Origin of the sequence: Angustibacter luteus, assembly GCF_039541115.1 — a bacterium.
In the GTDB taxonomy this organism is placed as follows: domain Bacteria; phylum Actinomycetota; class Actinomycetes; order Actinomycetales; family Angustibacteraceae; genus Angustibacter; species Angustibacter luteus.
The window spans coordinates 530,608-554,252 of the sequence record NZ_BAABFP010000004.1 but is presented as its reverse complement, the minus strand read 5'-3'; the positions used below and the strand labels follow the sequence as shown (position 1 = coordinate 554,252).

The 23,645-nt window shown below is 73.8% G+C and carries 25 protein-coding genes and 1 riboswitch; of the genes, 11 read left to right on the top strand and 14 right to left on the bottom strand.

Annotation, left to right across the window (positions count from 1 at the left end; all coding sequences use genetic code 11):
- Positions 1–127 precede the first annotated feature (127 nt).
- Entirely contained in the window at positions 128–727 is a 600-nt protein-coding gene (locus tag ABEB17_RS09065) for a hypothetical protein (RefSeq protein WP_345716354.1), read from the bottom strand.
- A 65-nt stretch (positions 728–792) separates the two neighbouring features.
- Here ABEB17_RS09065 and ABEB17_RS09060 point away from each other — a divergent pair, with 65 nt between their 5' ends.
- From ABEB17_RS09060 to ABEB17_RS09045, 4 genes are read left to right on the top strand one after another with little or no spacing between them, the layout of a single operon-like run.
- Complete coding sequence (locus ABEB17_RS09060; RefSeq protein WP_345716353.1) at positions 793–1,485, top strand: response regulator transcription factor; 693 nt, start codon at positions 793–795, stop codon at positions 1,483–1,485.
- A complete protein-coding gene (locus ABEB17_RS09055) occupies positions 1,485–2,768 on the top strand; it encodes a HAMP domain-containing sensor histidine kinase (RefSeq protein WP_345716352.1) in 1,284 nt (427 codons plus the stop codon). Before ABEB17_RS09060 ends, ABEB17_RS09055 begins: the two co-directional genes overlap by 1 nt.
- 35 nt (positions 2,769–2,803) lie before the next feature.
- Positions 2,804–3,082: a hypothetical protein gene (locus ABEB17_RS09050; RefSeq protein ID WP_345716351.1), complete on the top strand. Its 279-nt coding sequence runs from the start codon at positions 2,804–2,806 to the stop codon at positions 3,080–3,082.
- Positions 3,072–3,251 (top strand): hypothetical protein, encoded by a 180-nt coding sequence (locus ABEB17_RS09045; protein ID WP_345716350.1) that lies wholly within the window; start codon positions 3,072–3,074, stop codon positions 3,249–3,251. The genes ABEB17_RS09050 and ABEB17_RS09045 overlap by 11 nt, the downstream gene beginning before the upstream one ends.
- Positions 3,252–3,405: 154 nt before the next feature.
- Here the strand turns inward: ABEB17_RS09045 and ABEB17_RS09040 are convergent, their stop codons facing one another.
- Positions 3,406–4,371 (bottom strand): zinc-binding dehydrogenase, encoded by a 966-nt coding sequence (locus ABEB17_RS09040; RefSeq protein WP_345716349.1) that lies wholly within the window; start codon positions 4,369–4,371, stop codon positions 3,406–3,408.
- Between the two features lie 80 nt (positions 4,372–4,451).
- On the opposite strand from ABEB17_RS09040, the gene ABEB17_RS09035 reads away from it, so the two are divergent.
- Positions 4,452–4,862 carry a MarR family winged helix-turn-helix transcriptional regulator gene (locus ABEB17_RS09035; protein ID WP_345716348.1) on the top strand — a complete coding sequence of 137 codons (411 nt, stop codon included), beginning with the start codon at positions 4,452–4,454 and terminating at the stop codon, positions 4,860–4,862.
- Here the strand turns inward: ABEB17_RS09035 and ABEB17_RS09030 are convergent.
- The 3 genes from ABEB17_RS09030 to ABEB17_RS09020 are packed head-to-tail and all read right to left on the bottom strand — an operon-like array spanning position 4,855 to position 8,022.
- A complete protein-coding gene (locus tag ABEB17_RS09030) occupies positions 4,855–5,658 on the bottom strand; it encodes an energy-coupling factor transporter transmembrane component T family protein (protein ID WP_345716347.1) in 804 nt (267 codons plus the stop codon). The genes ABEB17_RS09035 and ABEB17_RS09030 overlap by 8 nt on opposite strands.
- Positions 5,655–7,211, bottom strand: a complete 1,557-nt coding sequence (locus ABEB17_RS09025) for an ABC transporter ATP-binding protein (RefSeq protein ID WP_345716346.1) — start codon at positions 7,209–7,211, stop codon at positions 5,655–5,657. Before ABEB17_RS09025 ends, ABEB17_RS09030 begins: the two co-directional genes overlap by 4 nt.
- Before the next feature lie 4 nt (positions 7,212–7,215).
- A complete protein-coding gene (locus ABEB17_RS09020) occupies positions 7,216–8,022 on the bottom strand; it encodes an ECF transporter S component (RefSeq protein ID WP_345716345.1) in 807 nt (268 codons plus the stop codon).
- Positions 8,023–8,095: 73 nt separating this feature from the next.
- A riboswitch (TPP riboswitch) is annotated at positions 8,096–8,201 on the bottom strand.
- Between the two features lie 42 nt (positions 8,202–8,243).
- Here ABEB17_RS09020 and ABEB17_RS09015 point away from each other — a divergent pair.
- Positions 8,244–8,402 carry a hypothetical protein gene (locus ABEB17_RS09015; RefSeq protein ID WP_345716344.1) on the top strand — a complete coding sequence of 53 codons (159 nt, stop codon included), beginning with the start codon at positions 8,244–8,246 and terminating at the stop codon, positions 8,400–8,402.
- Between the two features lie 15 nt (positions 8,403–8,417).
- Entirely contained in the window at positions 8,418–8,696 is a 279-nt protein-coding gene (locus tag ABEB17_RS09010; RefSeq protein WP_345716343.1) for a DUF4235 domain-containing protein, read from the top strand.
- On the opposite strand, the gene ABEB17_RS09005 is transcribed toward ABEB17_RS09010, so the two are convergent.
- The gene (locus ABEB17_RS09005; protein ID WP_345716342.1) at positions 8,693–9,151 is read right to left on the bottom strand and encodes a nitroreductase/quinone reductase family protein; all 459 of its coding nucleotides are present in this window, start codon (positions 9,149–9,151) and stop codon (positions 8,693–8,695) included. The two genes, ABEB17_RS09010 and ABEB17_RS09005, sit on opposite strands and share 4 nt — an antisense overlap.
- Before the next feature lie 69 nt (positions 9,152–9,220).
- Between ABEB17_RS09005 and ABEB17_RS09000 the strand changes: the two genes are divergently transcribed.
- The gene (locus tag ABEB17_RS09000; RefSeq protein WP_345716341.1) at positions 9,221–9,814 is read left to right on the top strand and encodes a hypothetical protein; all 594 of its coding nucleotides are present in this window, start codon (positions 9,221–9,223) and stop codon (positions 9,812–9,814) included.
- 126 nt (positions 9,815–9,940) lie between these two features.
- On the opposite strand, the gene ABEB17_RS08995 is transcribed toward ABEB17_RS09000, so the two are convergent.
- From ABEB17_RS08995 to ABEB17_RS08980, 4 genes are all read right to left on the bottom strand, one after another.
- On the bottom strand, positions 9,941–10,840 hold the full coding sequence (locus tag ABEB17_RS08995; protein WP_345716340.1) for a GNAT family N-acetyltransferase: 900 nt from the start codon (positions 10,838–10,840) through the stop codon (positions 9,941–9,943).
- 25 nt (positions 10,841–10,865) lie between these two features.
- The gene (hutI, locus tag ABEB17_RS08990; RefSeq protein WP_345716339.1) at positions 10,866–12,044 is read right to left on the bottom strand and encodes an imidazolonepropionase; all 1,179 of its coding nucleotides are present in this window, start codon (positions 12,042–12,044) and stop codon (positions 10,866–10,868) included.
- A gap of 61 nt (positions 12,045–12,105) precedes the next feature.
- A complete protein-coding gene (locus ABEB17_RS08985; RefSeq protein WP_345716338.1) occupies positions 12,106–13,431 on the bottom strand; it encodes a formimidoylglutamate deiminase in 1,326 nt (441 codons plus the stop codon).
- On the bottom strand, positions 13,428–14,639 hold the full coding sequence (locus ABEB17_RS08980) for an allantoate amidohydrolase (RefSeq protein WP_345716337.1): 1,212 nt from the start codon (positions 14,637–14,639) through the stop codon (positions 13,428–13,430). The genes ABEB17_RS08985 and ABEB17_RS08980 overlap by 4 nt, the downstream gene beginning before the upstream one ends.
- A gap of 151 nt (positions 14,640–14,790) precedes the next feature.
- Here ABEB17_RS08980 and ABEB17_RS08975 point away from each other — a divergent pair, with 151 nt between their 5' ends.
- Positions 14,791–15,282, top strand: a complete 492-nt coding sequence (locus ABEB17_RS08975; RefSeq protein WP_345716336.1) for an aminoacyl-tRNA deacylase — start codon at positions 14,791–14,793, stop codon at positions 15,280–15,282.
- On the opposite strand, the gene hutU is transcribed toward ABEB17_RS08975, so the two are convergent.
- The 3 genes from hutU to ABEB17_RS08960 form a co-directional block, all read right to left on the bottom strand.
- Positions 15,279–16,937, bottom strand: a complete 1,659-nt coding sequence (hutU, locus tag ABEB17_RS08970) for a urocanate hydratase (RefSeq protein WP_345716335.1) — start codon at positions 16,935–16,937, stop codon at positions 15,279–15,281. The two genes, ABEB17_RS08975 and hutU, sit on opposite strands and share 4 nt — an antisense overlap.
- A gap of 109 nt (positions 16,938–17,046) precedes the next feature.
- Entirely contained in the window at positions 17,047–18,618 is a 1,572-nt protein-coding gene (hutH, locus tag ABEB17_RS08965; protein WP_345716334.1) for a histidine ammonia-lyase, read from the bottom strand.
- Positions 18,619–18,718: 100 nt separating this feature from the next.
- Complete coding sequence (locus ABEB17_RS08960) at positions 18,719–19,438, bottom strand: maleylpyruvate isomerase family mycothiol-dependent enzyme (RefSeq protein ID WP_345716333.1); 720 nt, start codon at positions 19,436–19,438, stop codon at positions 18,719–18,721.
- Positions 19,439–19,449: 11 nt separating this feature from the next.
- Between ABEB17_RS08960 and ABEB17_RS08955 the strand changes: the two genes are divergently transcribed.
- Both ABEB17_RS08955 and ABEB17_RS08950 read left to right on the top strand, forming a co-directional pair.
- Positions 19,450–20,223, top strand: coding sequence for an IclR family transcriptional regulator (locus ABEB17_RS08955; RefSeq protein WP_345716332.1), 774 nt, complete (start codon positions 19,450–19,452; stop codon positions 20,221–20,223).
- A 228-nt stretch (positions 20,224–20,451) separates the two neighbouring features.
- Positions 20,452–22,800, top strand: a complete 2,349-nt coding sequence (locus tag ABEB17_RS08950) for a (Fe-S)-binding protein (protein ID WP_345716331.1) — start codon at positions 20,452–20,454, stop codon at positions 22,798–22,800.
- A gap of 166 nt (positions 22,801–22,966) precedes the next feature.
- On the opposite strand, the gene ABEB17_RS08945 is transcribed toward ABEB17_RS08950, so the two are convergent.
- Positions 22,967–23,626, bottom strand: a complete 660-nt coding sequence (locus tag ABEB17_RS08945; protein ID WP_345716330.1) for a TetR/AcrR family transcriptional regulator — start codon at positions 23,624–23,626, stop codon at positions 22,967–22,969.
- Positions 23,627–23,645: the final 19 nt, after the last annotated feature.

Genomic DNA, 23,645 nt, shown 5'->3' with positions numbered 1-23,645 from the left:
GGCCGGGGCTACGGTCATCGGCTTCCTTCGGTCCACGAGTTCCGGGCAGCCCCCCGGCCCCGGCTGACCCGAACCACGGTGCCCCAGCCACGTTGCCGGAACGTTTCGTGGCCGTCACCGCCGGGTGTCAGCCCTTGCCGGACCCGCTCGACCCGCTCGACCCAGACCCGCCGCCGTCCCCACCACCGCCGCCGTCGTCACCGCCGCCGCCACCGCCACCCCCACCACCGTGCGGCTCGCTGGTGATCGTCGGGACGCCACCGGCGCACTCCGCGCGCACCCGGGTGCCGCGCTCGGACGTGGTGAACTCCACCTCCACCCGCTGCGGGCCGGTGTCCTTGACCTCCACCGTCCAGCCGCTCGCCGGCTGCGCGTACCGCAGCCGCGCCGTCGAGCCCGTGCAGCGCACACCCACGGACCCGCCGGTGACCTGCGCGCTGCGGTCGACGGCCCGCAGGCCCGGCCGGGTCGCGGACGTCGGCGGGTGGGCCGAGGTGGTTCGGGTGCTGGACGGCGACGCCGTGGGCGACGCGGTGGGCGAGGAGGTGGGCGACGCGGCGGCGTCGACGGGCTCGCCGGTGGACGGCCCGGAGTCACCCAGGCCCACGGCCGGCCCGGCGAGCACCTCGCGGCCGGCGCGCTCGATCGCGAACCACGCCAAGGACGACGCGAGCGCCACCACGGCCACCCACGCCGCCGCCATCGCGACCACCCGACGCCCCTTCACGAGCCCAGCCTGACACTGACGTCGAGCGGACGGTTCCACGGGCGACCAGCAGGTAGCGTGCCGGGGTGGCGACGATCCTGGTGGTCGAGGACGACCCGGGCATCCGGTCGGCCCTCGTGCGCAGCCTGGGCGAGCGCGGGCACGCCGTCGCCACCGCCACCCGGGGCATGGACGGGCTGCAGCAGGCGGTCGACGACCGGCCGGACGTCGTCCTGCTCGATCTCGGTCTGCCGGACGTCGACGGGCTCCAGGTGCTGGCCATGCTGCGCGCGGTGAGCGACGTCCCGGTCATCGTCATCACGGCACGCGACGACGACGCTGACGTCGTCCGGGCGCTCGATGCGGGCGCGGACGACTACGTCGCGAAGCCGTTCGGTGTCGACCAGGTCGAGGCGAGGTTGCGCGCCGTCCTGCGCCGGGCCGGCGCCGCGCCGGTCAGCGAACCCGTCGTCGTCGGTGGCCTGTCCATCGACCCGCGGACCCGGCAGGCCAGCCTCGACGGCAGCCCGATCGACCTGTCTCGCAAGGAGTTCGACGTCCTGCTGCTGCTGGCCAGTCGGCCCGGTGAGGTGGTCAGCAAGCGCGAGCTGCTGGCCGAGGTGTGGCGCCAGGCGTACGGCGGCGGAGACCGCACGGTCGACGTGCACCTGTCGTGGTTGCGCCGCAAGCTCGGCGAGAGCGCGGCCGAGCCCCGGTACCTGCACAGCGTCCGGGGCGTGGGCGTGGCGCTGCGCGCACCCGGGCCGGACGAGGGCTGATGCGCCGGCAGATCGCGTGGCTCGTGGTGGCCACGACGTCAGCAGTGGTGCTGGCATTCCTGATCCCTCTCGGCTTGCTGGTGCGGACGCTGTCGGAGGACCGGGCTCTGGCCAGCGCGAACCAGGAGGCGCAGTCGGTCGCGGCGTTGGTCGGCACGGTGGACGACCAGGGCCAGCTCGCCGAGCTCGTCGCCCTGAACGACCAGCGCTCGCCGTTCAGCACGTCGGTGCTGCTGCCCAGCGGTGAGGTGCTGGGCGCCGCGGAGCCGACCCAGCCCGCGGCCGATGTCGCGCGCGCCCGGCAGGGTGCGGCCTTCACGGCGCACGCGGGTTCGGGCGCCCAGGTCCTGGTCCCGATCGTCACCGGGGACGGCACGGCGGTCGTCCGGACGTCGGTCAGCGATGCCGAGCTGCACCACGGGCTGGCCGCGGCCTGGGCCAGCCTGGCGGGCCTCGGTGTGGTGCTGCTCGCCGCCGCGCTGCTGGTCGCCCGCCGGCTCGGCGGTCGGGTCAGCGCGCCGGTCACCGACCTCGCCGAGGTCGCGCACCGGCTGCGCGAGGGCGAGCTCGACGCCCGCGCGGACGTCGAGGGACCACCCGAGGTCGCCGAGCTCGGGCAGGCCCTGAACCGGCTGGCGGACCGGATCGGCGAGCTGCTGGTGCTGGAGCGCGAGTCCGTCGCGGACCTGTCGCACCGGCTGCGCACCCCGGTGACCGCGCTGCGGCTGGACGTCGACGGCGTGCTCGACGAGGACGCGGCGACCCGGCTGCGCGGGCACGTGGACCAGCTGCAGCGCACGGTCGACGCGATCGTCCGGGACGCGCGCCGTCCGGTGCTGAGCGGTCTGGACTCCCGCTGCGACGCGGTCCCGGTGGTGCGCGAGCGGGTGGAGTTCTGGTCCGCGCTGGCGGACGAACAGGGGCGCCGGGTCAGTGTCGAGCTGGCGACCGGACCGCTGCTGGCCGCGGTGGACGCCGGGGAGCTGGCCGACGTGGTGGACGTCCTGGTGGACAACGTGTTCGCGCACACGCCAGAGGGAACGGGCTTCGACGTCCGGCTGGACCGGTCGGCCGGGCTGGTGCGCCTGCGGGTGGTCGATGCCGGGCCCGGTGGGGTGCAGGCCTCGGACGTCGAGCGCGGGGCCAGCGGCGCCGGGTCCAGCGGTCTGGGGCTGGACATCGCCCGTCGGGTGGCGGTCGCGGCGGGCGGCAGCCTCGACCTGCTCGCGGCGCCCGGCGGCGGGACGCAGGTCGTGGTGACCTTCGCCCCGCCGGCGGACTGAGCTGCCGCGCACGGTCAGTCGTCGTCTCCGCCACCGTGGCCGCTGCCGCCGTGGTCGTCGCCACCGTGGTCGTCGTTCGCGTCGTGGCCCGACCCGTCGTCGCTGCCGTGACCGCTGCCGTGACCGCTGCTGTGACCGCTGCCATGACCGCCGCGGTCGCCGCCGTGGTCGTCGTTGGCGTCGTGGGTCGCCGGGTCGTCGGCCCCGTGGCCGCCGCCGGCGCGGTCGCCGCCGTGGTCGTCGTTGGCGTCGTGCCCGGCGCCGTCGTCCGCACCGCGACCGCGGTGCTGGCGGTCGTCGGACGTGCTCGGTGATGCGGTCGGGCTCGACGTCGCGCTGGACGTCGCGCTGGACGTCGGCCGGGACGTCGCGGTCGGGCTCGTGGTCGGGTCGTCGTCGGAGGTGGACGGGCTCGACGTGGAGGTGGTCGACGAGACCGTCGCGGTGCTCGGCGTCGCGGCCGAGCTGGACGCCAGGCCGTAGGCGAGGCCGCTGACGGCCAGGGTGGCGGACGCGGCGACCACCGCTGCGAGTCGGGGACGGATCATGGGACTGCTCCTTGCTCGTCGGTCAGGTTGACGAGCTGACTCTCGCGGCGGCCGCCCTATGGCCACCCCCAGCGAACCTCAAGCCTGGGTCAAGGCTGCAGGACGGTGCGGACGCCGGGCACGTCCGAGGCGGTCCAGGCCGCCTCGACGTCGGCCAGCGGCACGGCGCGCGCGTTGACCGCCAGCCGACCGGAGCTGATCTCCTCCACCAGCGACGGCAACTCGGCCACGTAGGCCCGGGTGGAGACCGCACCCTGCCCGTTGCCCTGGATCCGCAGGTTCGCCGAGCGCAACGCCACCGAAGGGAGCTCGAGGGTGGGTCCGGCCACGGAGCCGATCTGGATCCAGTCGAGCGCCCGGCTACGGTCAGCCCGCGCCCGCAGCAGCGCCATCATGGCGCTCGCGGCCGGTGCGGCCCAGAGGTAGTCCAGGACGAGGTCGACCTCGCTCGCGGCGGCCGCCAGCATCGCCGCGGCCGCGTCGTCGTCCTCCCCCAGCGCGACCGTGACGTCGGCGCCCAGCCCGGCCAGCAGCGCGAGGGCGGCGGGGTTGCGACCCGCGCCGACCACTCGACCGGCGCCGAGCCGCTTGGCGACCTGGACGGCCATCTGCCCGGCGTTGCCGGTCGCCCCCAGCACCAGGACGGACTGCCCGGGCTCGATCGGGACGCGCCGGCGCAGCGCCACCCAGGACGACATCGCGGGGTTCATCGCGGCGGCGACCCGGACGACGTCGACGTCCTCAGGTAGGACGACCATCCGACGGGTGTCGATGACCGCCCGCGCGGCCATCGAGCCGGGCAGGTCGTCGTCCGTGACGAAGTAGACCAGCCGCCCGTCCGCAAGCCGCCCGACACCGTCGATGCCCGGCACCAGCGGCAGCCGGCCGGTGCTGGTGTAGTGCCGCCCGGACGCGCCGCTGCGCACCCGTGGGTGCAGACCTGCCGCGAGGACGTCGACCACGGCCTGGTCCGCGCCTGTCGGGTCAGGGAGGTCGAACCCCTCGTGGTGGGGCGGCTCGTCGAACGATCGGACGACGGCGGCGTTCACGCGCATGGCAGTGCCTCTCAACGAAATGTTCGTGACACGAACCAATGTAGTTCGCGACACGTACTAGTTCAAGTAGGGTGGGAGACGTGAGCGACCGAACCGATCTCGTGGACGTCCTGGCCCGGCTCTCGTTCCTGGTGCAGGGAACGCTGAGCGACCTGGCCGCCGAGCACGGGCTGTCCCTGGCGCAGGTCCGCCTGGGCGGCATCCTGCGCGACCACGAGCCCACCATGAACGAGCTGGGCCAGCACCTCGGCCTGGACAAGTCGAGCGTCAGCGGCCTGGTCGACCGGGCCGAGCGGCGCGGGCTGGTGGTCCGCCGGCCCAGTACCTCGGACCGGCGGGTCGTGCACGTGATCATCACCGCCGAGGGTCGCGCGCTGGCCGAGCAGGTCGGCGCCGCCTTCGCCGATCAGGTGGAGACGCTGACCGCCAACCTGACCGCGACGGACCGCCGCGCGCTGGTCCGGGCAGCCGGTCGCATCCTGATCACGTGAGCAGCAGGTGCCAGGTGCCTGCGGCGACCCCGGCGGCGATGGCCACCGCGATCAGCACCACCGAGCCGAGGACGACCACCACGTCCACCCAGTGCAGCCGGCTCTCGCGGGCCCAGGTGCGCGGCTGGTCGGTGCCGAACCCGCGCGACTCCATCGTGGTCGCGAGCACGGTGGACCGGCGGATCGCCAGCACGAGCAACGCGAACACCTGACCGGCGGCGGCCCGGACGGCACCGACCGGACCGTCGCCGCCGAGGCCACGAGCCCGGCGCGCCAACGACATCGAGCGCCAGTCCGCCGCCATCACGCCGAGCAGCCGGGTCGCGGCGAGGGCCGCCAGGGTCACCCGCGACGGCAGGCGCAGCACCTGCGCGAGCCCGTCGGCGAGGTCGGTCGGGTCAGTCGTCGAGAGCAGGATGATGCCGGGCAGCCCGATGGCCAGGATGCGCAGGCTGATCGCGACACCGGAGGCCAGCGAGCCCTCGGTGATGCTGATCGGTCCCAGGTCGAGCAGCGTGGCGCCGGAGTCCACGCCGAAGAGCACAGCCGCGACGCCCGCGGGAACGGCGCCGAGCAGCACGACCACCGAGCGCCGGAGCAGGGCGACCAGCGTCAGCCCGGCGAGCGGCAGCACCAGCAGCTCGAGCACCAGCGCGGTCCCTGCGGTGACGACGTCCACGCTCAGCAGCAACCCGAACGCGATCACCGTGGACGCCACGAGCTTGGCGACCGGGTTCGCCCGGGCCAACGGTGCGGTGGCGTCGAAGTGGCTGCGCTGCAACGAGATCACGGTCATGCGGACACCACCTGCCAGGGCGTCAACGGGCCAGGCAGCTCGTGGACGTCGTCCGCCAGGGCGGTCACCAGCGCCTCGTCGTGGGTGACGGCGAGCACGCCGGTGCCGTCGTCCAGCAGCTCGCGGAGCAGGTCGACGAGCTCGGCCCAGGTCCGCGCGTCCTGCCCGAACGTCGGCTCGTCGAGCACCAGCAGCGAAGGCCCAGTGGCCAGCGCGGTCGCCACCGACAGTCGGCGTTGCTCGCCGCCGCTGAGGGTGAACGGGTTGGCCTGCGACAGGTGCCGCAGGTGCAGTCGGGTCAGCAGCTCGTCGACCCGGCCGTCCACCTGGGCCGCGGACCGACCCGCCCGCCGCGGTCCCACTGCGAGCTCCTCGCGCACCGTCGCGGCGACGAACTGGTGCTGCGGCTCCTGGAAGACCGTGCCGATCCGGGTGACCAGGTCGCGGGCCCGCCAGCGGTGCGGCGGCCCGGACAGGCCGCGGGCCAACGCCGGGGCGGCGGTGAGCGAACCCGCCACGGGTCGGGTCAGGCCGGCCAGCACGTGGGCGAGCGTCGTCTTGCCGGCGCCGTTCGGCCCGACCAGCGCCGTCGCCCGACCGGCGTGCAGGGTCAGGTCGACGTCGCGCACCACGGCGTCCGCGCCGGGCGGCGCGCCAGCCAGCCCTTGCGCGGCCAGCAGCGCCGCGCCGTCCAGCCGATCGTCGCGCGGTGACCGGGTGCGACGTCCGACACCGGCCGCGGGCAGGTACCGCTCCGGCACCCAGACGCCCTGTGCCGCAAGGGCTGCGCCGTGCCGACCGAGCACCTCGTCCGGGGGACCGTCAGCCGCGAGCCCACCGTCCGCGCCGAGGACGACGACCCGGTCGACGACGTCCACCCACTGCTGCACCCGGTGCTCGACGATCAGGCAGGTCGCGCCCGAGACGGCCAGCACGTCGCGCACGGTGTCGCGGAGCAGGCGCGAGCCGTCCGGGTCGAGCATCGCCGTCGGCTCGTCGAGCAGCAGCAGTCCCGGGCGCATCGCGAGCACCCCGGCGAGCGCGAGCCGCTGCCGCTCGCCGCCGGACAGGTCGGACGTCGGGTGCGCGCGGCCGTAGCGGAAGCCGACGGAGCGCAGGGCCTCGTCGACCCGCGGCCAGATCTGCTCGCGCGGCACGCCGAGGTTCTCCAACCCGAACGCGACGTCGTCACCGCACCGGGCCAGCACCGTCTGCGCGTCCGGGTCCTGCAGCAGCAGGCCGGCCCGCACCGCACCGGACAGCCGCGAGGTCGCCGCCGGGACGCCGTCGAGTGTCAGCGAACCGGTGGACTCGCCGCCGTTCTCGTGCACCGCGACCCCGTCGGCCGAGCGCGCGCCGGGCTCACCGAGCAACCCGGCACAGCCGGCCAGGAACGTCGACTTGCCGGCCCCGCTCGCCCCGAGCAGCAGCACGGCCTCGCCGGGGGCGACGTCCAGGTCGAGGTCGCGGACCGCCCAGGCCAACCGCCCGGCGTGCCGCCAGCCCCAGCCGCGGGCCCGAAGGCCCACGGCCGGCAGCTGTCGCGCGGTCATCGACTCAGACACGCCTGGCCGAGCGCCCGGACGCCAGCGGGGCGAGCGCACCGGTGCGGGCCAGCCCGCGGGTGATCGCCCACGCCCCGACGCCGGCCAGCACGGCACCCGAGATGACCAGGCAGACGACGTAGCCGAGCTTCCAGCCGGCCGTCTGCGCGGCGTACGAGAGCACCAGGTCGACCGGCGCGATGATCAGCCCGGCGACGGCACCCGACAGCATCGCGGTCGGCAGCCCGAAACGCCGGTAGAGCAGCAGCGCGAAGACGATCTCCGCACCGAGGCCCTCGAGCAGGCCGTACCAGACGACCGTGAAGCCCCACTGGCTGCCGATCAGCCCCTCGACGACGGCCGCGACGACCTCGACCAGGACCGCCGCGCCGGGTCGACGGATGACCAGGGCGCCGAGCACCCCGGGCAGCAGCCAGGCGCCGCCGAGCAGCGCGATCGCCGGGGTGGCGCCGAGCGGGCCGGAGATGACGGCGTAGTTGGCGTTCCAGACGGCGAACAGCAGGCCACCCGCCACGCCGAGAACGCCCGCGACGACGAGGTCGACGACCCGCCAGGACGCGCGGGCGCTGGCCAGCGAGAAGCCGATCCACCCGAACAGCAGGGCGACGATGAGCCCGGCCGGCAGCGAGAGGTCGGACATTGTGCTGCCGAACCAGGTGACGTCGTCCGGCAACCCGATCAGCCAGATGGCCAGGCCGAGGACGACCCCGACCGCGGCGACGGCCCAGGCGATGCGCGGTGGCGTGCGCGGCGTCCGGTCGGACGTCGGGAGCTGGACCACCTTCGATGGTGCGGTCATGCGTGGATCCCTCCTGGTTGGAGGGGGACCGGGCGCCGCCGGCGTCGTGGCGGCTGCCACGGGTCGACGACGACCGGCGAGAAGCTCGACTCCCTTCGCCGGTGCTAACCGGAGCAGGTTCGAGGGTCTGCGGGCTGACCGCACTCTCAGCGCCTTACGGCGCTCCCCTGTCGTGTCCGTTCAACGTACACCCGGGGCGGTCCGGGTGGCACACTCGGCGCATGCTGCTGCGGATGATGCGCGGGCCACGCACCGGCCGGCCCTCCGTGATCGCTCGCGCGCTGGCGCTGCTGGTGGTCGCCGGCCTCGTCGCGATCACCGCGCCGCTGGTCGGGCCACCGGTCATCGCAACCGTTGGGTGGCTCGCGGGCCTCCTCTGAGGCAGGCTGGGGGGCATGGGCGCAGCGAGCTGGAAGATCATGGGCAGTGCGGCGGCGATCGTCTCCGGCATCGCGGCGAAGAAGATCCTCAACGCCGGGTGGAAGGCGGCCACCGGCGGCGAGCCGCCGGCGAACCCTGAGCACCCCGACACCAGCTGGGCCGAGGCCGTCGGCTGGGCCGCGGCGAGCGGGGCCCTGATCGGGGTGGCGCGGATGCTCGCGGCGCGCCAGGCCGCCGCCTACTACCGGCACTCCACCGGACACCTGCCGCCGAAGCTCGAAGAGGTCGGCTAGGCCGCCGGCGCCAGCAGGAAGACCGGGTGCTTGGCGGCGATCGCGGCGATCTGCTCGTCCGTGGAGTCCGCGCTGACGCCGTCGAAGAACGCGCCCACCTCCGCCTTCCACCGCTTCAGGTAGGCGCGCAGGATCGGCACCTTGTCGACGTCCGGTACCTCGGTGGCGACCCGCGGCTGTCGCCGCTTGCCGAGCAGCAGGACGAGCGCGCCGTCCGCGGCGCGCACGTTGCGCACCCACTCGCCGTTGCCCCGGGCGGACACCAGGTACTCGCTGCCGTCCAGGCTCAGCAGGTTGACCGGGACCTGGCGCGGGAGGCCGCTCTTGCGCCCGCGGACCTCGAGGACGCGGCTGCCCATCACGCTGATCCCGAGGCTGGTCAGCCCCGCGACGAGCCTGTTCGCGACGTTGCGGGTGAACCATCCCGGACGGCGGTAGTGCGGCTGCTCGCTCATGCAGACACTGTCCCGCAGAACCTGCCCGACCGTCGCCGAGAGGGCCGCCCCAGCCCCTACGCTTGCGCCGTGATTGATCAGGCGCTCAGCGTCGCCATCGCCCCCGTGACCGAGCGTCGTGCACTCCGCACGTTGTTGGCCCAAGGTCTCACCCTGCCGCTCTTCGGTGCTGCCGCGGCCGTGCTGGGGCTCTGGGTTGCCTTTGGCGCCCCGCGCGAGGAAGGGATCACCGCGGTGGGGCTGCTCGGTGCCGGGGTCGCCGGCGTTGGGGTGTACGTGCTGTGGAAGGCAGGCGCCCCGATCACGTCGGTGTCCCGTCGCATTTGGCGTGCGCGCAGGCCGTACTGCGCTCTCCACCTGGACCAATCTGGTATCACCGTGGACGACGGTCTGGAGGTCCTGCGACTGCCCTGGCCAGCAGTGTCACGCATCGCCCTGGTGAACGCTCCGAGCAATCCCGTTCGGCTGCTCGTTCTGCAACCCCGCGCAGATGCGCCGACCGAGCTCCTTGTTGAGGCACTGCCGGTACTGCCGGTAGCGAGCTGGGTCGCCACCGGGTGGTCACGCCCTTCGCAGCCTTTGCTCATCAGTGAGTCCGCACTGCGCGCAGCGGTGTGGGAGTACTCGGGCCGGACGGTCCAGCTGGAGCTTGGGCCGCTCTGAGCTCTCATCCCCACGCCGGCCGGGCGGGAGGTCGGCAGTGTGGTCGGCGACGCACTCGATGAGCGCATCAGGGGGACGCCGCGCTCGGACTGTCACACAGGTGATCCAGTCGCTGTCGCGCTCCCGTCACGAGCTGACGGGGAAGTCCTTGCGCAGCCAGTACACACCGCTGGTCCGGCGGTAGCCCAGGGTGTCGTTGACGTGCCGGATCCCGACGTTGTGCTCCTCGTTGTTCGTGATCGCGACCGTCGCCCCCACCGCGGCGGCCTGCGCGTGCAGGCAGGCCTTCGCCAGGGCACCCAGCGCCCGGCCTCGGTGGGCGGGATCGACGCCGGTGTACACCACCTGCGCGACGTCGCCGTGGACGATCCCGTACGACAGCGCCACCGGTCGCCCGTGATCGCGCACGACCACGGCCACCGGCCGTTCCGCGCCCTCGGCCGAGGCGTACGCCCGCAAGGTCGCGAGCGTGGACACCCCGGCGTGCTCACGTTCAGGATTCGTCTGGCTGGCGTCGTACATGGCCTCGACCGCCGCCTCGTCGTCGAAGGACAGTCTCGGGCTGGGTTGCACCGTGACGCCCTCCGGCAGCTCCACGGCCGGCAGGTCGACGAGGTCCAGCTGTGAGGTGATCGAACGCTGCATCACCTGGTAGCCCCAGTGCTGGGCCACGGCCAGCGCCTGCTCGTCCGCGTCGTCCACCTGCGCCATCGCCGCCGTGACCTGCGCTGGCAGCTGGTCCGCCAGCGCGGCATGCAGCCGGGCTCCCAGGCCCTGGCCGCGATGATCCGGATCCACCACGACGACAGTCACGTACTGGCCGGCTGGGGTACCCACCAGGTGGAGCTGGATCGCGAAGCCGACCGCTCGCCCGTCGGCTGATGCCGTGAGCATGGTCCGGTCCTCGCTGAGCGAGGGATCCCTGACCGGGCCCTCCACGAGCGGGCGGGTGTACTGCGGGCAGCAGCGCAGCGACAGGTCGATGACGTCGTCGTACTCCCCCGGGGTGGTGGGATGGATTCGCACGACGGTCAGTATCGGCGCGTCGCCCTCAGACGTCGAGAACCTTGGCGATCGGAACTCCCGGCCGGTATGCCAGGTGCCGGTACGTCGGCGCCTCGAGCACGGTGAGATCGGCCTTCGCGCCGACCCCGAGGTGCCCGATGTCGCCGCGCCGCAGAGCCTGCGCGCCCCCTGCGGTCACCGACCAGAGCGCCTCGGCCGGCGACATCCCCATCTCGCGGACGGCGAGCGCCACAACCAGCGGGATGGACGACGTGTAGCAGGTGCCGGGGTTGCAGTCCGTGGCCAGCGCGACCGTGACGCCGGCGTCGACCAGCGCTCGGGCGTCCGGGTAGGGCGAGCGCGTGGAGAACTCGACGCCGGGCAGCAGGGTCGCGACGGTGCCGTCGCGGCCCGACGTCGGGGCGGCGGCGGCCAGCGCGTCGACGTCCGCGCTGGTCAGGTAGGTGCAGTGGTCGACACTGGCCGCGCCGACCTCGACGGCGAGCTGGACGCCCGGCCCGGCCGAGAGCTGGTTGCCGTGCACCCGGGGCAGCAGCCCGGCCGCGATCCCCGCCTGCAGCACGGCGCGCGCCTCGTCACCGTCGAACGCGTGCGCGCTGGCCGGTTCGCAGAACACGTCGACCCAGCGGGCGTGCGGCGCGCAGGCCTCGAGCATCCGGCCGGTGACCAGCGCGACGTACTCGTCGCGGTCGGCGCCAGCGGGCACCACGTGCGCGCCGAGGAAGGTGGTCTCGGCGGTCACCTCGCGGGCGATGCGCAGGCTGCGCGCCTCGTCGGCGACGGTGAGGCCGTAGCCGCTCTTGACCTCGACCGTCGTGGTGCCCTGCGCGCGCATCTCGGCGACCAGCGCGCGGGTGCGAGCCAGCAGCAGCTCGTCCGGGGCCGCCCGGGTCGCGGCGACGGTGGTGACGATGCCGCCACCGTCGTAGCGGGCGCCGGTCATCCGAGCCTCGAACTCGCGAGCCCGGTCACCGGCGAACACCAGGTGGCTGTGCGAGTCCACGAAACCCGGCACGACCGCGCGGCCGCCGAGGTCGACGTGGGTGTCGGTGATCGGTGCCTGCGCGGCCGGGCCGGCCCAGGCCACCCGTCCGGCGTCCAGCACGAGTGCCGCGCGCTCGACCAGGCCGAGCGGGCTGCCGTCGCCCACGCTCGGGTCGTTGGTGACCAGCTCGGCGATGCCGGTGACCAGCACGCTGCTCATGCGCCCTCCCTCTTCGCGTCGGGGCGAACGTGCATGATCACCGCGGAGTTGGTTGTGGTGATCATGCACGTTCGCCCGCCCACAGCGGTTCGATGGCCTCGGCGAGCAGGCGTCCGACGTCACCGAGCACGTGCTCGCCGTCGCGGACGACGACCCGGCCGCCCTGCACCACCGCGTGCACGTCACTGGCGGTCGCGGCGTAGACCGCTTGCGCCGCAGCGGTTCCAGCCGTCCGCACGGTGTCGAGCCGGACGGCGACGAGGTCCGCCGGGGCGCCGACCTGGATCCGCCCGGCCTCCGGCCAGCCCAGCGCGGCATGCCCCTGGTGGGTCAGCGCCGCGACCAGTTCGGCGGGGCTGAACACCCCGCGCTCCAACGTGAACAGCCGCTCGTGCATCTCCAGCGCGCGCGCCTCCTCGAGCAGGTCGACGACCGCGTTCTGGTCGCTGCCCAGGCACAGGGGGCTGCCGTGGTCGGCCATCAGCCGGGCCGGACCGATCCCGTCCGCCAGGTCTCGCTCGGTCGTCGGGCAGATGCACACGTTGGTCCCGGTGCTGCCGAGCAGCTCCATGTGCGGCGCCACGGTGGCGTGCACCATCGTGCTGCGCGGCCCCAGCGCGTCGGCCGATGCCATCAGCTCGGTCGGGCCGAGCCCGTAGAACGCGAACGCCGCCAGGTTCTCGCCGACCTGCTCGGACAGGTGCGCGTGCAGCGGTGCGTCCGGGAACGCCGCGGCGACCTCGCCCAGCTCGATCTTCGGCACCGCCCGCACGGAGTGGATCGCCGTGCCGACCCGCAGGACGTCGTCCGCGCGCAGGTCCGCGACCCGCGCCGCCCAGCGCGACGACGTCCCGTCCGAGAAGCGTTGCTGCACCGGGTCCGGACGGGTGTGGCCCTCCGGCGTCAGCCCACCAGCGAGGTAGCAGGTGTCGAGCAGGGTGATCCGGAGGCCGGCGTCCCGGGCGGCCTCGCGCAGCGCCTCGGCCATCGCGTTGGGGTCGTCGTACGGCGTGCCGCCGGGGCCGTGGTGCAGGTAGTGGAACTCGCCGACGCAGGTCACCCCGGCCAGGGCCATCTCGGCGTAGGTGGCCCGGGCCAGCCGTAGGTAGGAGTCCGGGTCGAGCTGCCCGGCGACGGCGTACATCCGCTCCCGCCAGGTCCAGAACGTGCCGCCCTCGTCGTGCGTACGGCCGCGCATGGCCCGGTGGAAGGCGTGCGAGTGCGCGTTCGCGAAGCCGGGGAGCACCAGTCCGGTCAGCCGCTCGTCACCCGGCTCCGCGGTGACCCCGCGCTCGACCGCGGTGATGACGCCCGCCTGCTCGCGCACCCGGACGCCCGCGACGGGCGCGTCGTCCAGCCAGGCCTGCTCGCACCACCAGTCCGTCACTGCGCCAGCCTTCGCACCACGTGGGTCAGCGCGTCGACCCCGGCCAGGCAGTCGTCGACCTCGGCGTGCTCGAGCGGGGAGTGCGAGACGCCCGTGGGGTTGCGGACGTAGAGCATGGACGTCGGGATGCCCGTCTGGCTGAGCACGCCGGCGTCGTGACCCGCCCCCGTCTCCAGCACCGGGACTGGCTCGCCGAGCTCCTCCAGGGCGTGCACCACGTTCGCGGACAGGGTCGGGTGGAACGGCGTGCGCGGCGTCCACGACTCCTCGTCCGGACGCCCGTACGCGTCGGACAGGTCGGCAACCAGGGAGCGGACGTCGGACTCGTCGGGGCCGCGGGCGTCCAGCCAGGCGGAGACCGACGACGGGATCGCGTTGACCCCGTTGGGGTTCACGCTCACCTTGCCGACGGTGGCCACGGCGTCGTAGCGCTCGGCTGCGGCCCGCGCGGCCTGGATCAGCGCGGCGAGGTCGAGCATCGGGTCGGTGCGGTCGGCCAGGCGCGTGGTGCCCGCGTGGTCGGCGCGTCCGGCGAGGTCGAAGCGCCACCGGCCGTGCGGCCAGATCGCGCTGCCCACGCCGACGGCGGAGTCGACGTCCACCAGGCCACGCCCCTGCTCGACGTGCAGCTCGACGAACATGCCGACCCGGCGCAGGGTCTCGTCGTCGCGACCCACGTGCTGCGGGTCGTGCCCGGCCGCGGCCATCGCCTCGGCCATGGTGGTGCCGTCACCGTCGCGCAGCGCGCGCGCCCGGTCGGCGTCCAGCGCGCCGGTGAGCAGCCGGGAACCGGCGCACGCGATGCCGAACCGTGCGCCCTCCTCGTCGCCGAAGCAGGCCACCGCGATCGGGTGTCGCGGGGTGAAGCCGCTCTGCTGCAACGCTTCCACGGCGGCGAGCGACGAGACCACGCCCAGCGGACCGTCGAACGCGCCACCCTCCGGCACCGAGTCCAGGTGGCTGCCGATCACCACGCCCGGGCCATCGGCGTCCGGGTCGCCCCACCACGCCCACACGTTGCCCGTGCGGTCGGTGACGACATCGAGACCGAGGCCGCCCGCGGCGCCGCGGAACCACTCCCGCAGCGTCGCGTCCTGCCGCGTCCAGGCGAAGCGCCGGTACCCGCCCGACGGCGAACGACCGATCGGGTCGAGCTCGGCCCACCACCGGCTGAAGCTCTGCTGGCTGCTCGCGTCGTGGCTGCTCACCGACCCACCCTCCCGCACTCCGCGGTGATCATGCACGTTCGCCCCAACCCCCGCATCCCTCCGCGGTGATCATGCACGTTCGCCCACCCCGCCGGGGCGAACGTGCATGATCACCGCGGGGAGGGGGGCGGCGGTCGTAGGGTGCACAGGCATGAGTGAGGAACGGGCGCTGGCCGCGCTGGACGCCGCCGGCATCGAGTACCGGGTCGTGCGGCACGGGCGGGTCCGCTCGCTGGCCGAGGCCGCCGCCGCCCGCGGCATCGCGCCACGCGCCCTGCTGAAGTCCATCGTGGTGCGCCGGGCGGACGACGACTTCCTGTTCGTCCTGGTCCCCGGTGACCGCGAGATCTCCTGGCCGAAGCTGCGCGCCCTGCTCGGCGTCAACCGCATCTCCATGCCGGACGCCGACACCGCACTCGCCGTCACCGGGTACGAGCGCGGCACGATCACGCCGTTCGGCTCGACCCGGGCCTGGCCCGTGGTCGTCGACGAAGCCGTTGTCGGACAGGAGATCTCGCTCGGTGCCGGCGCGCACGGGGTCGGGGTCGTCGTCCAGGCCGACGACGCGATCCGGGCGCTGGACGCGCGGGTCGCGGACATCTCCGACGAGCCCGCCACCCACGACCAGACCGCCACGAACTAGACCCCCTCGCGCATCGGGACGCGCACGCCCCGCTCCTGGGCCACGTGGTCGGCGAGGTCGTACCCGGCGTCCACGTGCCGGATCACGCCCATGCCCGGGTCGTTGGTCAGCACCCGCTCGAGCTTGGCCGCGGCCAGCTCCGTGCCGTCCGCGACGCTGACCTGACCGGCGTGGATGGAGCGGCCGATGCCGACACCGCCACCGTGGTGGATCGAGACCCAGCTCGCGCCGGACGCCGTGTTGACCAGCGCGTTCAGCAGCGGCCAGTCGGCGATCGCGTCGGAGCCGTCGGCCATCGCCTCGGTCTCGCGGTACGGCGAGGCGACGCTGCCGCAGTCCAGGTGGTCGCGGCCGATCACGATCGGGGCCTTGACCTCGCCGCTGGCGACCATCTCGTTGAACTTCAGGCCGGCCTTGTCGCGCTCGCCGTAGCCGAGCCAGCAGATCCGGGCCGGCATGCCCTGGAACGCGACCCGGTCCTGGGCCGCGCGGATCCAGCGGTGCAGGTGGTCGTTGTCCGGGAACAGGTCCAGCACGGCCTTGTCGGTGGCCGCGATGTCCTTCGGGTCGCCGCTCAGCGCCGCCCAGCGGAAGGGGCCCTTGCCCTCGCAGAACAGCGGGCGGATGTACGCCGGCACGAAGCCGGGGAACGCGAACGCCCGATCGAAGCCCCCCTGGCGGGCCTCGTCCCGGATCGAGTTGCCGTAGTCGAACACCTCGGCGCCGGCGTCCATGAAGCCGACCATGGCCTCGACGTGCTTGGCCATCGAGACCCGCGCCCGGTCGGTGAACTCCTCAGGCTTGGCCTCGGCGTAGTCCTGCCAGTCGGCGAGGTCGACACCCTCGGGCAGGTAGCTGAGCGGGTCGTGCGCGCTGGTCTGGTCGGTGACGACGTCCACCGCGACACCGCGGCGCAGCAGCTCCGGCAGCACGGTCGCGCAGTTCCCGACCAGGCCGACGGACAGCGCACGCCGGTCGGCCTTCGCCTTCTCGCAGCGGGCGATCGCGTCGTCCAGGTCGGTGGCGACCTCGTCCAGGTACCGGTGGTCGACGCGGCGGCGCAGGCGGGTCTCGTCGACGTCCACGACCAGGCAGACACCACCGTTGAGGGTGACGGCGAGCGGCTGCGCGCCACCCATGCCACCGCAGCCGCCGGTCACGGTGAGGGTGCCCGCGAGGGTTCCGTTGAAGCGCTTGGCGGCGACCGCGGCGAAGGTCTCGTAGGTGCCCTGCAGGATCCCCTGGGTGCCGATGTAGATCCAGGAGCCGGCTGTCATCTGCCCGTACATCGTCAGGCCCTGGCGCTCGAGCTCACGGAACTTCGGCCAGGTCGCCCAGTCACCGACGAGGTTCGAGTTGGCGATCAACACGCGCGGCGCCCACTCGTGGGTGCGCATCACACCGACGGGCCGACCGGACTGCACGAGCAGCGTCTCGTCGTCCGCGAGCGTGGTGAGCGTGCGGACGATGGCGTCGTAGCTGCGCCAGTCCCGCGCCGCGCGGCCGGTGCCGCCGTAGACGACCAGGTCGTCCGGCCGCTCGGCCACCTCGGGGTCGAGGTTGTTCTGCAGCATCCGCAGCGGGGCCTCGGTCTGCCAGCTGCGCGCCGTCAGCGTCGTCCCGCGGGCCGCCCGGACCGGTCGTGCGCCGTCCATCGCCATGTCGTCTCGTCTCCTCGTTCGCTCTCGGTTCCGCAGATGTCCCGCTATCCGGGGTTCTGAGCCCCTCATGACCCCGGATAGCGGGACATCCGGGGGGGCGCGGTCAGTGCAGGGGGCCGGTGTGCTGCTCGGCGGCCCGCCGGACGTCGCCCCGGACCACCGCCTGCACCGCGACCTCGATCTCGGGGGCCAGGTAGCGGTCGCCACCGGGTCCGGGCGCGCCGCCCGCCCGCAGGACGTCGCGGACGGCCCCGGTCGCCGGCGCCGGCTCGAGCGGGGCGCGCAGCTCCATCGCGCGGCAGGCGGTCAGCACCTCGATGGCGATGACCCGGCCGAGGCCGTCGATCGAGCGGCGAAGCTTGCGGGCGGCCGCCCAGCCCATGGACACGTGGTCCTCCTGCATCGCGCTGCTGGGGATCGAGTCCACGCTGGCCGGCACGGCGAGGCGCTTGAGCTCGCTGACGATCCCGGCAGCCGTGTACTGCGCGATCATGTGGCCGCTGTCCACGCCCGGGTCATCGGCCAGGAACGGCGGTAGGCCGTTGCTGCGGGAGACGTCGAGGAAGCGGTCCGTCCGGCGCTCGCTCATCGACGCGACGTCCGCCACCGCGATCGCTAGGAAGTCCAGCACGTACGCCACCGGGGCACCGTGGAAGTTGCCGTTGCTCTCGACCCGGCCGTCCAGCGTGACCACGGGGTTGTCGACCGCCGCGGCCAGCTCGCACTCGGCCACCCGCAGCGCGTGCGCGGCGGTGTCCCGCGCGGCGCCGTGCACCTGGGGCGCGCAGCGCAGCGAGTACGCGTCCTGCACGCGCGTGCACTCGGGGCCGCGATGGCTGGCCATGATCGGGCTCTCGGCCAGGACGGCGCGCAGGTTGGCGGCCGCCGCGGCCTGGCCCGGGTGCGGGCGCAGGGCCTGCAGGTCGTCGGCGAACACCGCGTCGGTGCCGAGCAGCGACTCGACGCTGAGTGCCGCCGCGATGTCGGCCGCCGCCAGCAGCTCGCCCAGGTCGTGCAGCGCGAGCACCAGCATGCCGAGCATGCCGTCGGTGCCGTTGATCAGCGCCAGGCCCTCCTTCTCGGCCAGCTCGACCGGCTCGATTCCGTTCTCGCGCAACGCCTGCGCAGCGTCCTTGAGCTCACCGTCGGCCGTGCGCACCTCACCCTCACCCATCAGCGCCAGCGCACAGTGCGCGAGCGGCGCCAGGTCGCCCGAGCACCCCAGCGAGCCGTACTCGCGCACGACCGGGGTGATCCCGGCGTCCAGGATCGCGGCGTAGGTGGTCGCGACGACGGGTCGGACGCCGGTGCGCCCGGTGGCCAGCGTCGACAGGCGCAGCAGCATCAGCGCGCGCACCACCTCGCGCTCGACCTCGGCGCCGGAGCCCGCCGCGTGCGAGCGGACCAGGCTGCGCTGCAGCTGGGCCCGACGCTCGGTGGGGATGTGCTTGGTGGCCAGCGCCCCGAAGCCCGTGGAGACGCCGTAGTGCGGCTCGACGTCGTCCGCGAGCGCCTCGATGACGGCCCGGGTGCGGGCGATCTCGGCGAGCGAGTCGTCACCCAGCCGCACCCCCGCCCCGTGCCGGGCCACGGCGACGACGTCGGACGGCGTGAGCGGGCCGATTCCCACGGTGACCTGGGTGGTGGCGGCGGGACGGTGCAGCGTGTCGGTCATGGGATCCATTGGACTCGCGCGGGCAGTGCCGGACCATCCCGCGAACGCCGGAACCGTCTGGGATCCCAGACGCCGCGCCTAGGATGGGGCGATGCGAGGGCTACGGCGTCAGCTGCTCGGCGAGCACCGCGTGCGCCACCGCGGTGTCACCGTCCATCCGGACATCGCCGTCGGCCAGCAGGGCAGCCAGGTCGCGGCGTCGCCACAGGCCGAGCAGGAGCTGCTCGGCCGAGCCGCTCACCGTTGCGACCGGCTCCCCTTCGCCGAGCACGCTGACGCGGCCCACGTCGGTCGCGGCGAAGGCGAGGGCGACACCCAGGGGCTCGCGCCGTCCGAGGCGGATCTGGCGCGGGTAGAACATCCCGGCGACCTCGTCGAGCCCGTCCGCAGCGAGGTCCGCGGCGATCGCCGGCGGGGCGCCGACCGCGTTCGCGGCGTCCCAGGCGTGGATGCAGGTCTCGTGGGCCTGCCGCCGGAGCCAGAACCGGACGGTGCGTGGGTGCGGCCCGAAGCCCCAGCACGGGTCGTCCGACCTGGCCGCCCGCAGCGCCGAGAGCAGTGCGTCGGCGCTGTCCCGGTACCAGCCGGCCAGCTCCTCGCGGCTGGGCGGCTGTCCCTCGTCGGGCGGGGAATCAGAGGCCAGCGAGTCGCGGGCCCAGCGGTGGATGACGCCGAGGTGGCCGCCGAGCTCGGCGAGGTCCCAGCCCGGGCAGGACGGCACGGGCGTGGTCAGCGGGTGTCGCGTGAGCACCGCGGTCATCACGCCGGCGTCGCGGGCCGTGCTCGTCAGGTACTGCTCGTCGGTCAGTGCTCCGTACAAGGTCGCCTCCCGTGAGCGGCGCGTCGCGGGTGCCCGCCGCCGAGCAGACCCTAGCGATCCTGACCCACCTGGCTCGGCGGGCCGGCCCTCAGCCGGCCGGCCGGATCGCGAGCGATCTGGGCCTGCCCCGGTCGACGACGTACCACCTGCTCGGCGTGCTGACCGAGGCCGGATTCGTCGTCCACCTGCCCGAGGAGCGGCGCTACGGGCTGGGCGTGACGGCGTTCGAGGTCGGGTCGGCGTACACCCACCAGGACGCGCTGGCCCGGCTGGCCCGGCCGCTGCTGGCGCGGCTGGTGGACTCCGTCGGGCAGAGCGCCCACCTGGCCGTGCTGCACGGACGCGAGGTGCTGTACGTCGTGGAGGAGCGCGCGAGGGGCCGACCGACGCTGGTGACCGACGTCGGGGTGCGGTTGCCGGCCCAGCTGGCCGCGTCCGGGCGGGCGATGCTGGCCGCGCTGCCGCCCGCCCAGGTGCGGGCGCTGTTCCCGGACCGGGGCGCGTTCGTCCAGCGGCACGGGCTCGGGCCGACCTCGCTCTCAGCCTTGCGCGGGTTGCTGGTCGACGTGCGGGCCCGCGGGTACGCGCTCGAGGACGGCGAGGTCACCCCCGGGTTCGCCAGCGTGGCGAGCGCGGTGCTCGACCACGCCGGCCACCCCACCGCGGGGCTGGCGATCACCTACGCCGCGCAGGACGCCGACGCGGACCCCGGGGCGCTCGCCGACCGGCTGCGTGAGGTGGCCGACTCGCTCAGCCGGCGCATCGGCGGTCGGCCGGCGCACTGATGCCCGCCGGACCAGCAGGACTCGCGGGGCGGCGCCGGGCCCGGCCCGCTCAGCCCCCGTCGGCCCGCGTCCCGAGTCCTGTCGGTGGCACTCGTCACATCGCCTGGCCGCGTAAGTTACCCGCCAGTAGACTGCCCGGACCGCCGCTGGCAGGCGCTTCGCACTAGCCTCGGCACCGCAGACGCAGGACCCCGCAGCAGAGCCACAGCCCCGCCGACAGGAGGACCCATGCAGGTCGCCGCCGCCATCCTGGTCATCGTCGTCACGGTGATCGGCGTCGCCCTGTTCGCGCGCACCGTGGGCACGATCGCCAGCCGCATCCGGGTCGGCCAGCCCGACCCACGCCGCACCAACGCGCCGGCCACCCGCACGGTGACCCTGCTGCGCGAGTTCCTCGGCCACACCCGGATGGCCCGGCTGCCCGTCGTCGCCGCCGCCCACTGGTTCGTGATGGTGTCGTTCGGCGTCCTGTTCTTCTCGCTGCTCACCGCCTACGGGCAGGTGTTCGACCCGCACTTCGCCCTGCCGCTGATCGGCCACTTCTTCCTCTACGAGTGGGCCGTCGAGGCGATCGCCTGGCTGTCGCTCGCGGGCATCCTGGTGCTGATCGCGATCCGGCAGAAGAACCACCCGCGGTTCGCGAAGGCCGACGGGCGGCGCTCGCGGTTCTTCGGTTCCACGTGGTGGCAGGCCTACTACGTCGAGGCGACCATCCTCGGCGTCGTCCTGTGCGTGCTGAGCCTGCGCTTCCTGGAGTACTGGCTGGGCCAGACCGAGGGGAGCGACTGGGCCACCCACCTGCACTTCCCGACGACGTCCTGGCTCGGCACGGGTGACGCCTTGACCCAGGACGGGCTCGAGAACGCGATCATCGTGGTCGCCACGCTGAAGATCCTGATCTCGATGGCCTGGTTCATCACGGTGGCGCTGCAGCCGGCGATGGGGGTGGCGTGGCACCGGTTCCTGGCGTTCTTCAACATCTGGTTCAAGCGCAACGCCGATGGCCGCACCAGCCTCGGTGCGCTGCAGCCGATCGCGGTCAACGGCGAGCCAGTCGACTTCGAGAACATCGACGAGCTGGACGAGGACGCCGCCCTGGGCGTGGGCAAGGTCGAGGACTTCACCTGGAAGGGCCTGCTCGACTTCAGCACCTGCACCGAGTGCGGCCGCTGCCAGAGCCAGTGCCCGGCCTGGAACACCGACAAGCCGTTGTCCCCCAAGCTGTTGATGATGGCGCTGCGGGACCACGCGCACGAGAAGGCGCCGTACCTGCAGGCGCTGGCCAACCCGACGTACCTGGCGGCGAAGACCGGCCAGCCGCTCGAGGGCGTCGCCCCCGAGCTGTCCGAGTTCGACGCCAAGGTCCGGGCCGCCCACGAGCGCCCGCTGATCGGCGCCACCGGCTACGGCGCCGGCGACGCGCCGGACATGCTGGGCGCGTACAACCCGGACGGGCGGGGCGCGGCCGAGCTGGGCGTCATCGACCCGGACGTGCTGTGGAGCTGCACCACCTGCGGCGCCTGCGTCGAGCAGTGCCCGGTGGACATCGAGCACGTCGACCACATCGTCGACATGCGCCGCTACCAGGTGCTGATCGAGTCGGCGTTCCCGAGCGAGCTCGGCGGGCTGTTCAAGAACCTGGAGAACAACCAGAACCCGTGGGGCATGAACCCCCGCGCGCGGCTGGACTGGGCCAAGGACCTGCCGTTCGAGGTCAAGCAGGTCGGTCAGGACGTCGAGAGCCTGGCCGACGTCGAGTACCTGTTCTGGGTGGGCTGCGCCGGTGCCTTCGAGGACCGCGCGAAGAAGACCACGCGGGCCGTGGCCGAGCTGCTGCACACCGCCGGGGTCGACTTCGCGGTGCTCGGCGACGGCGAGTCCTGCACCGGTGACCCGGCCCGCCGCGCCGGCAACGAGTTCCTGTTCCAGATGCTCGCCCAGCCGAACGTCGAGGTGCTCAACGAGCTCGGCGCGCAGAAGATCGTGGTGACCTGCGCGCACTGCTTCAACACGCTGTCCAACGAGTACCCGCAGCTGGGCGGGAACTACGAGGTCGTGCACCACACGCAGCTGCTCAACCGGCTTGTCCGCGACAAGCGCCTCGTGCCGGTCGCGCCGCCCGCCGACCAGCCCGCCGCGAAGGACGGCGTGACCGCCGCGGGCACGCCGATCACCTACCACGACCCGTGCTACCTGGGTCGGCACAACAACGTCTACGAGGCGCCGCGCGAGCTGATCGGCGCGCTGCCCGGCGTGGAGTACCGCGAGATGGAGCGCAGCAAGGAGCGCTCGTTCTGCTGCGGGGCAGGCGGTGCACGGATGTGGATGGAGGAGACGCTCGGCACCCGGATCAACACCAACCGGACCGCCGAGGCCGTCGCCACCGGGGCCGACAAGATCGCGATCGGCTGCCCGTTCTGCCGCGTCATGATGAGCGACGGGCTCGCCGCCCAGCAGGCCGACGGCTCCGCCCGCGAGGAGGTCGAGGTGGTCGACGTCGCGCAGATGCTGCTCGCCGCCGTCCGCCGTGGACAGGACCCGCAGCCGGCCGCCGAGCCCGAGCCCTCCCCGGTCTGACGGCCGCCGCCGCACCGCGCCCCGCCGCGCCCCGCCGGGCCCCGCCGTCCGGCCATCCGTTGTTGATCACGTGAGGTGGGTCGGCGACCGCTTCTCGAGGGTTGTTCGCCTCGGGAAGCGGGTCTGCGCCCACTTAACGTGATCAACAACGTGGGCGGGGCGGCGGTCAGGGTGGGCTGAGGACGCCGGACAGGCCCCCGGTCGCCAGGACCGTCAGGTAGTCCGCGAGCGCGTCGGCGGTCATGCTGCGCTGGTCGAACCAGCGCTGGGTGGCCAGCTGCACCATGCCGACCACGCCGAACGCCCACACCTCGGCGCCGCCGGAGTCGCGGCCGAGCTCGCGCAGCCGGTCGCCGAGCAGCGCGGACAGCGCCTGGGCGATCTGCCGCTCGGTCGAGGCGACGAAGTCGCCGTCGAGGCCGGACGACGCGCGCGCCAGGGCGAACCGGTACAGCTGCGGCTCCTCGTCGACCACGGCGATGAAGGCCCGGACGACGCGCCGCACGGTGTCGGCGTCCAGGCTCAGCTGCTCGGACGTCGCCTGCGCGGCCTCGCCGAGGGCGCCGAGGATGCGGGGCATCAGGACGTCGTCGGCAATGGCGTCCAGGACGGCGCCGAAGAGGTCCTCGCGGTCCGCGAAGTGCCGGTACACCACGGACTTGGAGACGCCGACCGACGCCGCGACCTCGTCGAGCCCGGTGTCGGCGCCGTGCTGTCGGACCGCGGCGAGCGCCCCCTGGACGAACTCCTGCCGACGTTCCCGGCGGTGCTCGACCCAGCGCTGACGGCGGCCGTCCGGACTCGACGTCCGCGCTCCCTCTTGCATGCGAACCAGATTAGCAGTA

What these genes read in the sequence shown, in the direction of transcription:
- ABEB17_RS09055 (WP_345716352.1), top strand. Translation starts at nt 1,485, where the DNA reads ATGCGCCGGCAGATCGCGTGGCTCGTGGTGGCCACGACGTCAGCAGTG.
- ABEB17_RS09040 (WP_345716349.1), bottom strand. Translation starts at nt 4,371, where the DNA reads ATGCGCGTGAACGCCGCCGTCGTCCGATCGTTCGACGAGCCGCCCCAC.
- ABEB17_RS09030 (WP_345716347.1), bottom strand. Translation starts at nt 5,658, where the DNA reads ATGACCGTGATCTCGTTGCAGCGCAGCCACTTCGACGCCACCGCACCG.
- ABEB17_RS09025 (WP_345716346.1), bottom strand. Translation starts at nt 7,211, where the DNA reads ATGACCGCGCGACAGCTGCCGGCCGTGGGCCTTCGGGCCCGCGGCTGG.
- ABEB17_RS09020 (WP_345716345.1), bottom strand. Translation starts at nt 8,022, where the DNA reads ATGACCGCACCATCGAAGGTGGTCCAGCTCCCGACGTCCGACCGGACG.
- ABEB17_RS09015 (WP_345716344.1), top strand. Translation starts at nt 8,244, where the DNA reads ATGCTGCTGCGGATGATGCGCGGGCCACGCACCGGCCGGCCCTCCGTG.
- ABEB17_RS09010 (WP_345716343.1), top strand. Translation starts at nt 8,418, where the DNA reads ATGGGCGCAGCGAGCTGGAAGATCATGGGCAGTGCGGCGGCGATCGTC.
- ABEB17_RS09005 (WP_345716342.1), bottom strand. Translation starts at nt 9,151, where the DNA reads ATGAGCGAGCAGCCGCACTACCGCCGTCCGGGATGGTTCACCCGCAAC.
- hutI (WP_345716339.1), bottom strand. Translation starts at nt 12,044, where the DNA reads ATGAGCAGCGTGCTGGTCACCGGCATCGCCGAGCTGGTCACCAACGAC.
- ABEB17_RS08975 (WP_345716336.1), top strand. Translation starts at nt 14,791, where the DNA reads ATGAGTGAGGAACGGGCGCTGGCCGCGCTGGACGCCGCCGGCATCGAG.
- hutU (WP_345716335.1), bottom strand. Translation starts at nt 16,937, where the DNA reads ATGGACGGCGCACGACCGGTCCGGGCGGCCCGCGGGACGACGCTGACG.
- hutH (WP_345716334.1), bottom strand. Translation starts at nt 18,618, where the DNA reads ATGACCGACACGCTGCACCGTCCCGCCGCCACCACCCAGGTCACCGTG.
- ABEB17_RS08950 (WP_345716331.1), top strand. Translation starts at nt 20,452, where the DNA reads ATGCAGGTCGCCGCCGCCATCCTGGTCATCGTCGTCACGGTGATCGGC.
- ABEB17_RS08945 (WP_345716330.1), bottom strand. Translation starts at nt 23,626, where the DNA reads ATGCAAGAGGGAGCGCGGACGTCGAGTCCGGACGGCCGCCGTCAGCGC.